This window comes from Gordonia sp. NPDC062954, from assembly GCF_044543825.1.
Taxonomy (GTDB): domain Bacteria; phylum Actinomycetota; class Actinomycetes; order Mycobacteriales; family Mycobacteriaceae; genus Gordonia; species Gordonia tangerina.
The window spans coordinates 49,160-64,277 of record NZ_JBITWL010000004.1; the positions used below are offsets into that span (position 1 = coordinate 49,160).

6 protein-coding genes are annotated in these 15,118 nt (G+C 67.5%); 4 read left to right on the forward strand and 2 right to left on the reverse strand.

Translation table 11 applies throughout. The annotated features are described in order from the left end of the window. The 4 genes from ACIGKQ_RS05800 to ACIGKQ_RS05815 all read left to right on the forward strand — a co-directional run bounded on the left by ACIGKQ_RS05800 (position 1) and on the right by ACIGKQ_RS05815 (position 4,677). Positions 1-786, forward strand: a complete 786-nt coding sequence (locus ACIGKQ_RS05800; RefSeq protein WP_235726166.1) for an exodeoxyribonuclease III — start codon at positions 1-3, stop codon at positions 784-786. Positions 787-843: 57 nt separating this feature from the next. Next, complete coding sequence (locus ACIGKQ_RS05805; protein ID WP_235726171.1) at positions 844-1,821, forward strand: ABC transporter substrate-binding protein; 978 nt, start codon at positions 844-846, stop codon at positions 1,819-1,821. A gap of 10 nt (positions 1,822-1,831) precedes the next feature. Continuing rightward, positions 1,832-3,202, forward strand: a complete 1,371-nt coding sequence (locus ACIGKQ_RS05810) for a SagB family peptide dehydrogenase (protein ID WP_396572686.1) — start codon at positions 1,832-1,834, stop codon at positions 3,200-3,202. Between the two features lie 188 nt (positions 3,203-3,390). Beyond that, complete coding sequence (locus ACIGKQ_RS05815; protein WP_396572688.1) at positions 3,391-4,677, forward strand: DUF222 domain-containing protein; 1,287 nt, start codon at positions 3,391-3,393, stop codon at positions 4,675-4,677. Positions 4,678-5,034: 357 nt separating this feature from the next. Here ACIGKQ_RS05815 and ACIGKQ_RS05820 read toward each other — a convergent pair whose 3' ends face one another. Both ACIGKQ_RS05820 and ACIGKQ_RS05825 read right to left on the reverse strand, forming a co-directional pair. Then, a complete protein-coding gene (locus ACIGKQ_RS05820) occupies positions 5,035-9,630 on the reverse strand; it encodes an amino acid adenylation domain-containing protein (protein ID WP_396572690.1) in 4,596 nt (1,531 codons plus the stop codon). Beyond that, positions 9,627-15,116, reverse strand: a complete 5,490-nt coding sequence (locus ACIGKQ_RS05825) for an amino acid adenylation domain-containing protein (RefSeq protein WP_396572692.1) — start codon at positions 15,114-15,116, stop codon at positions 9,627-9,629. Before ACIGKQ_RS05825 ends, ACIGKQ_RS05820 begins: the two co-directional genes overlap by 4 nt. Positions 15,117-15,118: the final 2 nt, after the last annotated feature.

The following is a 15,118-nucleotide window of genomic DNA, read 5'->3' on the forward strand; positions in this document are numbered from 1 at the left end:
ATGCGCATCGCCACCTGGAATGTGAACTCGATCCGCGCCCGTTCGGAGAGCGTGGTCGGCTGGCTGGAACGCAACGACGTTGACGTGCTGGCGATGCAGGAGACCAAGTGCCGCGACGACGAGTTCCCGGTGATGAGTTTCCTGGCCGCCGGCTACGACGTCGCACACATCGGCACCGGCGGCTTCAACGGCGTCGCGATCGCCTCACGGATCGGGCTCGACGAGGTCGAGACCGGCTTCGAGGGGCAGCCGTCGTTCGGCGCCGAGTACACCACGCCCGCACGGGAGGCACGCGCGATCTCGGCCCGCTGCGGCGACGTCCGGGTGTGGAGTCTGTATGTGCCCAACGGCCGGGCCCTCGACGATCCGCATTACCGGTACAAACTCGACTGGCTGGCGAAGCTGCGCGACATCTCGTCGTTGTGGCTGGCGCATGATCCGGCCGCCCAGGTGGTGCTGGCCGGCGACTGGAATGTGGTCCCGACCGACGATGACGTCTGGGACCCCACAGCGTTCGAGGGACACACCCACGTCTCCGACGTCGAGCGTGCCGCCATCCAGGCCATCGGTGATGTGGGCTTCCGCGACTCGGCACTCCCCTACGCCGACGGTTACACCTTCTGGGACTACACGCAGTTGCGTTTCCCGCGTGACGAGGGCATGCGGATCGACTATCTGCTGTGTTCACCGGCGTTCGACGATCGGGTGCGCGGCGCCTGGGTGGACCGCGAGGCACGCAAGGGCAAGGGCGCCAGCGACCACGCGCCGGTGGTCCTGGAGTTCTGATTGCTCGGCCGGTCATGGGCCTGCCTCCGATCTGGATGCTTAGGTTAGGCTGCACGCATGACCCGTGCGTTGCGTGTTCTGCTCGTGTCGATCGCCTCTCTGGTGGTGGCGGCGCTGGCGTTGAGTGCCTGTAGTTCGCCCGACGAATCGGCCGACGAGGGCGCCCCGATCCAGGTCAACACGTCCAAGGGCTCGGTCACCATCAACGGTGTGCCCAAGCGGATCGTCACCCTCGGCGCACAGTGGATCGACGTCACCCTGTCGTTCGGGATCACCCCCGTCGCCTACCTCGACAACATCCAGGTGCTGACCGGCAATCCGGCCCCGTGGGCCAGCGATCAGCTGCAGGATTCCACCCCGATCAGCACTGACGACATCGTCGCGCAGGTGGCCAAGGCCGAGCCCGACCTGATCCTTGCGACGTCGTACATGGCCGACGGGCAGCCCGAGATCTATGACAGTGTCTCGAAGTTGGCGCCCACGATCCCGGGCATCACCGGCAAGCAGATCGACCCGTGGCAGGACATGGTCACGTTCCTCGGCACGGTGCTGCGCGAACCCGAGAAGGCCAAGGAGATCACCGCGGGCGTCGACGAGAAGATCAACGCCGCCAAACAGGACATGCCCGGTCTGAACGGCAAGACCTACACGATGGCCTACATGTTCTCCAACGATCAGATCCAGGTGATGGCCGATCCCGACGACGGTGCCACCTACCTGTTCTCATCGCTGGGTATGACCATCGCGCCGCAGCTGGTCGCGGAATTCCGCAAGAACGGTCAACCACGCTTCCCGATCTCCACCGAAAACGTCCCGATGCTCGATTCGGATCTGTTGGTGGTCACCGCCAACACCGACCAGCAGATGAACGCGCTGGAGAAGCTGCCCGGGTATCAGGGCCTGCGTTCAGTTGAAAGTGGTGCAGTCAGCCGACTGTCGGTCGCCGAGATCGGCGGCCTCAACGAGCCGACGCCGCTGTCGATCCCGTACGTGCTGGACAAGATGTATCCGGCGCTGCAGCGTGCCGCCGCCTGACGTCGGACTCATGAGCGAGCGCACCCCACATACCGTCTACACGCTGGCGCCCGGAGCCCGATTCCTGCTGGGCGGCGGTGGTGTCGCGGTTGTTCTGCCGGCCAAGAAGCGGTTGGACAAGCTCACCCGACCGCAGCTGGCCGTGCTCCGGTCGCTCAACGCGGGCCCGATCACGGTGTCCGAGGGTTCCGATACGGACGTCGACAGCCTCGTCGAGCGGTTGATCGATGCCGGAGCGTTGTCGATGACGGTCTCTGTGGGTGAGCGAAAGCTGTACTCGTTGCGGCCGTTCCGACGGCCGCCGACTGCGCGCCCCACGGTTGCCGACGTCGGCGACGACGTCGAGTTGTCGCGGTTCACGGTGATCCGGCGCGAAGATGGCGTCGTCGTCGCAGAGAACCCGCGCAGCTGGTGTGATGTCGAGATCCACGATCCGGAGATCCTGTCCGTCGCCGGCGGCCTTGGCTCCGAATCACCGAAGTCATCGGTACAGCTACGGCTGCTGTCCGATCTGACCTGGTCGGGTCACGCGGTCGCCGCCGGCCGTGAGCATGCCGAGTTCCCCACCCGGAGTTGGGGTCCGCATGAGCTCTGGTTCCATCGCCACAGCACGGTCGGCGACCGCGCGACCAACTGGCAGCATTTCGGACCCACCCGTTGGGCCGAGGGCACATTCGAGCCGGCCCCGGCGCGACGCGACGTCTACCCCGGCGACCCGATTGCCCTACCAGAACCCGACCTCTCCGATCTCCGCACCGCCGACGCGCCGCTGGCCGCCGTGGTGGAGGACCGGAAGTCGGTGCGCGACTTCGACGATGCACACCCGATATCCCTCGCCCAGCTCGGTGAGCTGCTGTTCCGATGCGCGCGTACACGCAGCGTCCGAACTGTGAACGCCGACCGGCCGGTCCCCGAGGAGCTGCCGTCGCGGCCGTACCCGTCCGGCGGGTCGCTCTACGAGCTGGAGATCTATCCGGTCGTGCGCACCGCCGACGGCGTGGCGCCGGGGATGTACCACTACGATTCCTTCGACCATGTCCTGCGGCCGGTCGCGCCCTACGACAGTCCGGCGGTCGCCACATTGTTCGCACCCGCGTCGCTCACCCTTGCCGATGGCCAACTGCCGCAGATACTCCTGGTACTGGCGGCGCGCCCCGGTCGGATCATGTGGACCTATGAGCAGATGCCGTACGCGGTGATCCTCAAACATGTCGGCGTGCTCACCCAGACGCTTTACCTCACCGCCACCGCCATGGGACTCGGCGGCGTCGCCCAGGGTTACGGCGACACCGCCGCGTTCGGCGAGGCCACCGGGGTCGACGAACTGGTTGAATGCAACGTCGGGAGTTTTGTGGTGGGGACGCCGGCAAAAAGTTCGTGAAAAGTTGTTGACTTCGAACGCGAGTTCGAATACCTTTGGTTGCCAGCAGGCCGAGATGATGACGATATACCGGACCGGATAAGCACGCACAGGAGCGAATGCGTTGCTCGGCACGGTAGGAAACCCAGAACGGCCGCCTGCATCACCGGTTACACCGGTGCCGTTGTCGTATCTGCTGGGGAGTCGTCATGTCTGTCATCGCTGAAGTGTCTGTATCTGCGGAGCTACCTCCATCTACCGAGTTGTCTGCGGTGGGCTCGGTATTGCGCGAGCTGCGCTGCGATGACCTGTCGGGGCGTGCCACCTTCGACGCCATGGGTCAGGTCCTGGCGCTACGCAACCTCATCGATCATCACGCCGCGCGCCTGGCCGCGCAACTCGACCGACTCGGTGTGGCCCGCGACCACGGCCGCAGTACCCGTGAACTGCTCATCGTGATGGGATTCGCACCGTCGGTGGCCCAACGCCTGCTGCGTATCGCCGGCTCGCTCGACACACTGCCCACCCTGCACGCGCACGCCGCCGACGGCGCGATCCCCGCCGAACACCTCGACGCCATCGTGCGCGGAGTCAGCCATATCGCCGGCAGATCGGCGGAACCAATCGACGACGCATTGCGTCTAACCCATGTGGCCGATCTTCTCGGACAATACTTTTCCGGCGCCACCCCCGCCGACATCGACGCCCGCGCCCGCACCCTGGGCAACCAACTCGCCTCCGACACCAACGGCCTACCCGCCGCCGAAGACCGCCAACTCAACGAACTCACCCACCACCGCGACACCGACGGCCGCCTCCACCTCGAGGCCAGCCTCGACCTCGAAGTCGGCGAAAAACTCTGCGCCGCCCTCAACGCCCTCGGCGCACCCCGACCCCAACCCGACGGCTCCCGCGACCCCCGCACCATCGCCCGCCGCCACGCCGACGCCCTCGACACCATCCTCGACATCGCCGCCCGCATGCCCAGCGACATCGCCAGCGCCGCACCCAAAACCCAGCTCCTACTCACCATCCCCGCCGACACCCCCACCCTGGCCGAACTCGACCTCCTCGGCTCGGTCACCCAAGCGACCCTGCGCCGACTCTCCTGCGATGCGGCCACCACCACCCTGCTCGTCGACGACGAACGCGTCCCCCTCGACATCAGCCGCGAGAAACGATTCGTCCCGCCACACATCCGAAAAGCGTTGCACGTCCGAGACGAATGCTGCATCAAATGCGGCGCACCCGCCAACCGCACCCAAGCCCACCACCTGACCCACTGGATCGACGGCGGCGACACCAGCCTCGACAACAGCTGCCTACTCTGCCCCACCTGCCACACCGACATCCACCACAACGGCTGGGACGTGTTCCTCGGCACCGACCGCCACCCCTGGCTCATCCCACCCACCGCCGTCGACCCCACCCGCACACCACTCCCCGCCCACAACCGGCGGACCCTCAACCTCGACAACCTGTCTGCCGCCGCCTGAGCGTCACAGCAGCAGCCGCCCCACAGATCTCGATACGCCACCTCGCCCAACGGCTCGGCGGCTACTCGATCAGCTAGTGTCCCGCGTCGGAAATTCGTTTCATGAGTTCGACGATCCAGGTGGATGCATCGCGAGGCGGCGGAGGAGCAGGTACTGGATGTACCTGCGACGACGCCAACGAAGCGAGGCGCCACCTGGACGTCGAAATCATCAACGAAATTCCGACGCGGGACACCAGACCGCACCCGATCTCGTCGGGACCGCATCTGTACCTTGACAACTCAACAGTGTGAACAAGCCTGCTGACCGACCGACCCGAACGTCAGCGACGGACGCGACACCATCGCGGCCGGTCGGTCAGCACGCTCGATCAGCAGGCGGGTCGGCAACCACCGACGCCAGCGCGGAGACCGACAGCTGCCACAGCTCGGTGAGTCGTCCGGCTTCTCCGGCGGTCAGCAGGCTCTCGCCGTAACGCCAGTTGGCGACGAGCTGTGGGCCATTCTCGGTGGCGCGCACCACGGTTACCACGTCGAGTGTGTATCGAAGCGGCAGATCGGGCTCCGGATCGGTAGGGAGCCGATCGTTGAGCTCGAGGTCGGTGATCGGCGCCCACGGCTGCCACGAATCGTCACCACGGCGCGAACCCCCACCGCTGGGCGAATCGTCAACACCGCGCGAATCGGCACCGTGCAGATCGAAGCGGCCGAGATAATTGAACTCGATCTGCGGCTCGACCGTATCGACCAGCTCGTCGGCGCCGCGGACATACTTCAGGATGCCGAAATCGATTCCGCTGCCGGGGATCGTGGAGAGGTCGGTGGCGACGTCGTCGAGCAGACGGGTGGCGGCGGCCCGATCGCCAGCGGCCTCCGCGGGGTCGAGATCGTGTCCGGTGCCGAGCCGGACCGGATAGACGGTGGTGAACCACCCGAGAGTTCGGGTGGTGTCCACCGACGGGCCGGCCAGTTCGTCGTCGCGTCCGTGCCCTTCGAGGGCTATATAGGCACCCTGGGTGGGATCGGCGCCGCGTTCCCGCCGCCATCCGGCGATCGTCAGGGTCAGTGCGGCCAGCAGGAATTCGCGCATGCCGATACGTTTGTCCAGCGCGCCCAGGATGGTCCCGGTGATGTCGGCGGGTGTCAGGGTGACCGCGGACCGCAGCGACGACCAGGTGTCCACGCGCGGGTCCGGCAGCCGGGCACCGATCGGGGCGTCGGGTGCGGACACCTGCTCGACCCAGTGGTCGAGTTGTGCCGACACCTCCGGACGATCGGCACGGGCCCGGATCTCGGTGCACCAGTACCGATAGTCGGTGCGTTCGCCGTCGATCGTCGGCGGGGCACCCGCGGCCAGAGCCGCACCGGCGCCGGCGAGGTCGCCGAAGATGATCTGCCAACTGACTGCGTCCACAGCCAGGTGATGGATCGCGAGCAGCAAGATGTCATGGGCGCCCAGCCGGTTCAGTCGAACCGCGGCCAGCATCCGCCCCTTGTCGGGGTCGACCGCGTCATTGGCGCGTCGCGCGGCAGTGGTGATGCCCGCGGGCAGATCAGTGCTCGGCATCGAGGCGAGAATAGTTGTGGCGTCAACGGTTCCAGCATCACGGGTGACGACCCCCGCGGGCGTACGCGTGGCCCGCAACATGTCGTGACCGTCGATGAGGGTCTGCAGGATCGTCTGCAGATCGCCCTCGGACAGACCATCTGGCAACGCGAACAGCACGGTCTGCGTGAATCGCCGATCGTTGCCGTACTCGTCGAGCCATTCCACGATGGGCAGGGCGGGCACGATGCCGGGGCCGGCGCGGGTGGCGTCGGGTTCATCGACGTGGCGGTCGATGGCATCCGCGAGGTCGGCGACCGTGGGGTGCGCCAACACCATCCGTGGTGTCACGGTCAGGTCGTGCTCGCGCAGTGCGTGCACCGCGGCCATGGCGACGATGCTGTCGAGGCCGAGGTCGAAGAAGTCCTCGTCGGCCGCCGGGGTACTCCCCAAGACCGCACCGATCACCGACGACACCACGCGCCCGGTGGGGGTCAGGTCGGCGCTGTCCGCGCCGGATCGCGCTTGCAGCGCCTGCGCCGCGGACTCGGCCAGAGCACGGCTGTCCACCTTGCCGTTGTTGTTCATCGGCAACACCGGCAGCGTGACGATCCGGGTGGGCACCATGTGCGCGGGCAGCAGTTCGGCCAACCCTGATCGCACCAGGCGCGCGTCGAGCTCGGCACCGGCAACCAATCCGACGAGCGCGGGACCGGCCGTACGGTCGACCACCACGACAGCAGCCGACCGAATCCCGGGCAGCCGCCGCAGCGCCGCCTCGATCTCGCCGGTCTCGATGCGATAGCCGCGGATCTTCACCTGGTCGTCGCGGCGACCGACGAAGACGATGTCGCCACGATCGTTACGGCGCACCAGATCTCCGGTGCGATACATCCGTTCCCCTTCGGTGAACGGGTCGGCCACGAAGCGTCCGGCGGTCATCGCCGCCTTGCCCGTGTAGCCGCGGGTGACCTGCGTGCCAGAGAGATACAGCTCCCCGGCGACCCCCGTAGGAACGTGACGCAGACGGGTGTCGAGGATGTAGGCGGCCATCCGATCGGTGGGTGAGCCGATCGTGGGCACGGGCGAGTCCGGTATCCGAGCGACCACGGCCTCCACCGTGGTCTCGGTGGGCCCGTAACAGTTGTGTGCGGTGGTGCCGGGTAGCGCGCTCAGCTGACGCCAGAGCGCGGGGCCGATCGCCTCACCACCCAGCGCGAGTACGGACAGATGGGCATGACCGACGCCTTCATCACCGACCAGTCCAGCCGCCGCGAGCTGACCGAACATCGACGGTGTCGTGTCGATCATGTCGATGGCGCGCTCGGCGAGTCCGGCGACAAGTCGTCCTGCATCGCGCATCTCGTCCTCACCGAACAGATGGACGGCGTGACCGTCGAGGAGCGCCGCCAGCGGCTGCCACGACGCATCGAAGCTGAACGTCCAGGCATGTGCCACCCGAAGCGGCCGGTCGAGCCGCTGGCGTGCCGGGGTGAGCATGTGATCGCGGTGGTCGCGGCAGTAGCTCACCAACGCCGCATGAGTGCCTATGACACCCTTGGGTTCGCCGGTCGACCCCGACGTGAAGATCACGTAGGCGGCACTCTCGGGGCATAGCGCGGGGCGCGTGATCTCAGCGGGACGGGCGGCGATCCGGTCGGCCGTGTCAGCATCATCGACGACCACCGCGGTGACCCTGCCGTCGGTCCGGAACCGCGACAGATTGGCCAGATCGGTCACGACGACCCGCGCACCGGATTGCTCCAGCATGTTGGCCATCCGCTGATCGGGCAACGCGACATCGACCGGGACGTATGCGCCACCGGCAAGCATCGTGGCCAGGATGGTGATGACCGAATCCGCCGATCGCGGCAGCGCGATCGCGACCACCGACTCGGGTCCAACGCCGCGGGCGCGGAGTTCACCGGCGAGCTGGGACGAGCGCGCGGCAAGCGCGGCGTAGCCGATGGACTGTGTCGCGTCGACGAGCGCAGGTGCCTCCGGTGTCCGACGGGCCTGATCGAGGAACGCCGCGATCACCGACGGTGCGAGGTCTGCGGCCTCGGCCCGCCGCGTGGAGGTCCGGTCGATCAGTGCGCGCTCCTCGGGCAGCAGCACGTCGATAGCATCTGTGGGACCATCGCCCGCGGCGGGCAGCTGTTCGAGCACCCGCAGCAGTCGCGCCGCGATCTCGGCCGGGCGGAGGTCACCGAGCGCACCGTCGATCGCCTCGGTGATGATGACGAGTTCGCCGTCGAGCACGTAGGCGACGACGGTGAGGGGGTAGTGCGCCAAACTCTCCATCGCCAGCGGTAGGAAGCGGGTGCCGTCGGGCGCGGAGACCGGCTCGGTGGCCGACCCGATCGGGGCGTTCTCGAATACGAAGAGCGTGTCGAACAGGGCCGAATGCCCCGACGCCCGTTGGATATCCGACAACCCCAGGTATCCGTGGTCGCGCATCTGGATCGACGTGCGTTGCAGGGCAGCGCAGTTCGCTCTCACCGTCTCGGGTTCACCGGCGGCCGCAGTGAGTCGGACGCGCGCCGGGACGGTGTTGATGAACAGGCCGATCATCTCGTCGGCGCCCGCAAGACCCTGCGGACGCCCGGAAATGGTGGTCCCGAACACGACGTCGTCTCGATCGGTGAGCCTTCCGAGCACAGTGGCCCACGCGTATTGGACCGCGGTGTTGACCGTGAGGCCCGCCGATCTGGCCCACGTGATCAGGCGTTCGGTGTCGGCGACCGGCAGACGATGACGCGTGCGCACGGGTTCGGTGGTCGTCGTACCGGCCTCACCGAGCATCAGCGGCTCGACCCCCGCGAGGTGATCCACCCACCGCGCGCGGGCGGCGTCGACGTCCTGCGCGGCCAACCAGGCGATGTAGTTGCGGTACGGCCGAACCGGCGGCAATGTCGAACTCGAGGCGCCCGCGGCGTAGATCGTGAGCAGTTCGGAGAAGAACAGCGCGATCGACCACCCATCCATCAGGATGTGATGTGCGGTGACCAGCAGTCGCCATCGGCCGTCGAGCTCGACGAGCTTCACCCGGATCGACGGCCCGCGGCGCAGATCGAACCGGCGGGCGCGTTCGGCGGCGGCCAATTCGTCGAACTGTGCGGCGGTGGCGCTGATTTCCTCCCAGGGGACCTTGACGCGACTGGGCACGATCTGCACCGGTTTCGGTAGATCTTTGTCCCACAAGGACACCCGGAGATTAGGGTGTCTGTCGACGATCACGTCGACGCTGCGATGCAGCCGGTCCACGTCGAGCGGGCCGGTGATCTCGACGACGAATTGCATCGAGTAGACATCGAATCCCTCGCCGGCCATCTCGGACAGCGTGAACAGCCCTTCCTGTAGGGGGCTGAGCGCCAGTACGTCCTCGATCTCGGGCGCGGTGGTCACTGCTGCGACTTCCAGGCCGCGCCGAGCGACGACAGCATGTCGTCGCTGAGACCCGACGCACTCATCGGTGCAGCGTCGGCCTGGTCATCGGCGTGCCGTGCTGCGGAATCGCTCCCCGCTTGATCGGCACCCGGATCCTGGGTCGACGATCGGGTCTGCTCCTCGTCGACGGCCGCGGCCAATTCGGCGATCGAGTAGTGGTCGAAGATCTGCTGCGGTGCCAGCGGGAGACCTTCCGCGGCTGCGCGGGCTGACCACTGGATCGAGATGACGCTGTCGCCACCGACGGCGAAGAAGTTGTCATCGCGACCGAGTCCGTCCACACCGAGCAGATCGGACAGGATGGCGATCAGCCGTTCCTCGGTCGGGGTCTGCGCCCCTCCCCCGGCAGTCGCGGTCATCGCCATCACCATCGGCGCCGGAGTCGAATCGAACGGATCGGTGAATCGTGATCCGGGTGCCAACGCGGACAGCGTCTCGCCGAGTGCGGCTCCCGCCCCCGACTCGGTGGCCACCCACTCGCGCACCGACCCCAGGTCGGTCGACCCGGTGTGCTGTAGCGCCGCCAGCGTCCGCGGTGTCGCGTGCACGCGGTGCGGCCGGTCGCGGGTGATGATGGCGGCGAGTTCGGCCGGGTCCTCCGCGTGCATGTCCGGGGTGATCACTCCGGGCAGCGGCGGCAGCACGATCGCCTCGACCGGGGTGTCGGCGTCCGCGCCGAAGGCGGTCAGCATGGCGCCGAGCGCGGCCGCGATTCCGTCGATGGTGCTCTGGTCGTAGAGATCTGCACTGCCGACGATGCGACCGTCGAGACCGCCTTCGGCGCTCACGGTGAGGATCACGTTGAGATCCAGGAACGAGGTGTCCTGCTCCACGGGCAGCAGCGCAATGGTGGCATCGGCGTCGTCGAGCGGCCGGCCGGTGATGTTCTGGTCCCGATCACGGAAGTGGATCATGCTCTGGAACAGCGGGTTCCGGGATCTGGTTCGCCGCGGATTGAGCGCCTCGACGAGCCGCTCGATGGGCACATCCTGGTGAGCGAAGGCGTCGAGGACCGTGTCGCGGCAACGCCGGATGAGTTGCCGCACGGTCGGCGCGCGGTCAGTACGCGAACGCAGTGCCACCATGTTGGCGAACAGACCGACGAGGCGTTCGGTACCGACGTCGACGCGTCCGGCCACCGGGGTGCCGATGGTGATGTCGTCCCCACCACCGAGCCTGCTCCAGAGTGCCGTCAACGCAGCGGTGATCATCATGAATTCGGTGGCGCCGCAATCATCGGCCGTGCGCCGCAACCGTCGATGCGTTTCCGGGGACACCGCCAGGTCGGCGAGCACGCCGGCCTTCCCGAGCGCGGGCGGGCGTGGCCGATCAGCGGCAACCGTGATCTCATCTGGTTGCCCGTCGAGCACGGCACGCCAGTGCTCGATCTGCCGACGGCCGAATTCTGCTGCGCTGTCCAGATCTGCGGCGCTGTCGGACTTCGCGGCACCGGACGCATCCGTGGCGTGCACGTCGGCTCGGTCCACCCCCACCGGGAACACCCGATGCTGCCAGAGTGCGTAGTCGGTGTAGGTCAGTTCCGGTGTGGGCAGTGCGGGCGCCATCCCCGCGACGCGGGCCCGATAGGCCGCGATCAAATCGTCAATCAGCACATCGGTGGACCAGTGGTCGATCACCATGTGATGTACCACCAACGACAGGGTGTGCCGGGTGTCGTTCTCGCGCAGCAGACTCACGTTCAGCAGCGGCCCCTCGGCGAGGTCGAAGAGGTGCTCGCGGGTCTGAGCCAACTGTGCGGTGAGCGTGTCCGGGCCATCGACGTCGACAACCGGCACGTCCAGACTCACACTGTCGGCGACGCGTGCGGTCGGCAGGCCGTCGCGCTCCACGAACGTGGTGCGCAGCGCGGAGTGGCAGGCGACCACATCGTCGAGCGCGGCACGCAGCGCAGCCACGTCGATCGGACCGTCGAGTCGCAACGCCAGCGGGATGTTCCCCGCCGCGCCCGGCCCTTCGAAACGGTGCTGGAACCACATCGCGAGCTGCGAAAAGGACAGCGGAACCGGGTCGGGCACATCGACGTGGCGCAACGGTGGGCGGGTGGATGCCGTGGCGTTCGGGGGTGCCGGCATGCTCACCGATGGTGCGGCCGGGACGCTGGTGTCGACGCCGGTGCTGTCGTCGAGACCGACAGCACCGTCATCCAGGGCGTCGAGTTCACCCAGGTCGTCGATATCGCCCAGGTCGTCGAGGTCGATACCGAACTCTTCGCGCACCGCGGCATTCACCGCAGCCGCCAGTCCGGCGACGGTCGGATTGTCGAGCGGCAGACGTACATCCACATCGATACCGAACTCGGTAGTCAACGTGGTCACGAGCCGAGCAGCGAGTAACGAATGGCCACCCAGGTCGAAGAACGATGCTCCGGCCGAAATGTCGTCGCGGCCGAACAGTTCGGCATAAACCGCCGCGATCCGCTTCTCGGTCGGCGTCTGCGGTTCCCGGTCATCGCGGGGACGCACCGTGATGATCGGCAGCGCATCCCGATCGAGCTTGCCGTGCGTCGTCAGCGGCACCTCGTCGATGACGGCGACCGCGGACGGCACCATGTAGTCCGGAAGGCGGGTGCGGGCGTCGGCCAGCACCGCGTCGAGGTCGATCGCCGACCCTGCGTGTGCCGCCGGGATGACGTAGGCGATCAGACGCGCACCGGAATCGTCGGAGTCCACCAGGACGAGCGCATGGGCGACGTCGGGATGGTGGGTCAGACCGGCTTCCACCTCACCGAGTTCGATGCGGAATCCGCGCACCTTGACCTGCTCGTCGGCGCGGCCCACGAATTCCAGGTCGCCGTCGGGATTTCGGCGCGCGAGGTCTCCGGTGCGATAGAGACGAGCTCCCGGCGTGAACGGATCGGCGACGAACCGCGTCGCGGTCAGCATCGGGCGACCGAGATATCCCCGCGCCAGTTGCGTACCGCCGAGATAGATCTCCCCGACCACACCGTCAGGGACCAACCGCAGTCCCGGGTCGAGCAGGTAAGCGGCCACATTGGTGTTGGGTGTGCCGATCGGCACCACGGTGTTGCCCTGCGGTGTGGTGATCGGGTGATGTGTGGCTGCGACGACGGCCTCGGTGGGTCCGTAGTTGTTCGACAACGCCGCATCGAAGTTGGTGGTGAAGGCGTCGGCCACCTCGCCGGAGAAGGCCTCGCCGCCGACCGGGACGGTGCGCAGCATCGTCCACTGTTTGACCTCCGGCACCATCAGCAGCGTCGACAGCAAGGTCGGCACCATGTGCATCACGGTCACGCGACGACGTACGAGAAGCTCTGCCATATAGGCGATGTCGTGCACCGCACCGGGCTTGGGCACCACCAGGGTCGCGCCCACGGCCAAGGTGCAGAAGATCTCGAACATCGATGCGTCGAAGCTCACCGACGACGTCTGCACGAGCCGATCCTCGGCACCGATCACCTCGCCGGCACCGAATCCGATCAGATGATCGGCGATGGCATCGTGCGACACCGCAACACCTTTCGGCGCCCCGGTGGAACCGGAGGTGTAGATCACGTAGGCGAGATTCGATGGATGCAGCGGCGATCGACGTTCGGCGTCGGTGGGAGCGCTTGCCGCCGAGGCGTATTCCGTGTTCGACGACACCTCCTCCTCGGCGGCCGCCAACGCGGCTGCGTCGAGTACCAAGCGAGGCGCGGCGTCGGAGATGAGGAACTCGGTTCGGTCGGCCGGATAGTCGGGGTCGATCGGCAGATATGCGGCACCCGACTTGAGCACAGCCAGCGCGGCGACCACGAATCCGACCGATGCGCCGAGGCGGAGTCCGATCACGTCGTCGGGGCCCGCACCCGATCGGATCAGCCAGTGCGCCAGCCGGTTCGATCGCTCGTCGAGGGCCCGGTAGCTCAGGGTGACATCATCGGAGACGACCGCATCATGCTCGGGGCGCGCGGCGACCGCGGCGGCGAACAGATCGACGACGGTACTCGACGCGACCGGCGCGCGGTGCCCGGTGGAGGCCGCCAGCACGCGCTCGCGTGCGGCGGGGGCGAGAAGTTCGTGGTCCCGGATCGGCGCGAGCGGATTGCCCAGCATGTGCTCGAGCAGGTTGAGGTAGCCGTCGGCGATGTCGGATGCCAGGACGTCGCCGAAGCGTTCGGTGTCGTATTCGATCTCCAGCGACGCCTGCTCACCGGTCACGATGCTGAACTCCAACGGCAGCTGACCGTTCGGCGTGCTCAGCTCGACGAGAGGTTCAGCGGCGACTCCGCGCAAGGCGAAGCCCTGTGCGTCGCCGCGGGCGCTGAGGCTGATCTCGACGAGTTGTTCGAGTCCGTCGGCTCCGGGCGCGCGCTGCGGGTTGAGCGCTCCGACAACCGCGTCGATCGGCGCACTCTGGTGGGCCAGTCCGTCGGTCAGGCGCTGTCCCGCCAGCGAGATGAGCCGGTCGAAGTTGTCGTGGCCGGCCAGCCGGGTTCGCATCAGCAGGGTGTTGCCGAAGTAGCCGATGAGCGGGGCTGCCTGGGCAGGCCGCTGGGTGACCGGAACCGCGATCGTGAAGTCGGTGGCCCCGGTGAGCCGATGGATCAGCGCGTCGAGGGCGGCGGCGTAGACGGTGAACGGACTGACCGCGCCCGTGCGGGCCAGCTCGTCGACTCGGTCACGCATGGTGTCGGGCAGCGGACGGGTGAGCAGCGCACTCTGGCGCCGCCCGGAGGCGTCGGCGCGCCGGGCCGGTAGGCCGACCGGTTCCGGAAGCGGGGTGAGTTGGGTTAGCCAATGGTCGAGGTCTGCGGCCACTGTCGCGGCGTCGGTGTCGGGCAGGTCGACATACTGCCGCGGCAACGGCGTCGACCCGCCGGCGTCGGCCACACCGTCCTCGGCGTTGTATGCGCGGTTGACCTCGTCGAACAGAATCGGCCACGACTCGTCGTCCCAGCAGATGTGGTGCACGGTGAGCAGCAGGATGTGTTCGTCGGTGCCGGAGGCGATCAGTAGCAGCCGGATCGGCGGCTGAGTCGTGAGATCGAACGGCGTCCCGAACTCCCGGCGCGCGAGCACCGTCAGCCGCCGGTCGCGACGAGTGCCGGTCAGATCGCCGATGTCGTCGGTGCGCCAGGCCAGGGTGGCGGCGGCGTGATGACGCGCACGTGGCTCGCCGTCGTCGTCCGATTCGTAGGTGGTGCGCAGGATCTCGTGGCGGGCCACCACCGCGGTGAACGCGGCACGCAGCCGCTCCTCGTCGAGCGGACCGGCGAGCCGATAGGCGACCCCGACGTTGAGGCTGGTGTCCGCGCTGTCGCGGTGCGACACGAACCAGAGTCGGCGTTGGGCCGCCGCCAACGGACTCGTCGCACCGTCCGGGCGGGCCGCGATCAGTGTGTCCGTACCGGAACCGGCCAGCCCGCCGGCCGCCAGCCGCTGACGGAGAAGTTCTTTCCTGCGCTGGGTGAGATCGTCTGCCATCG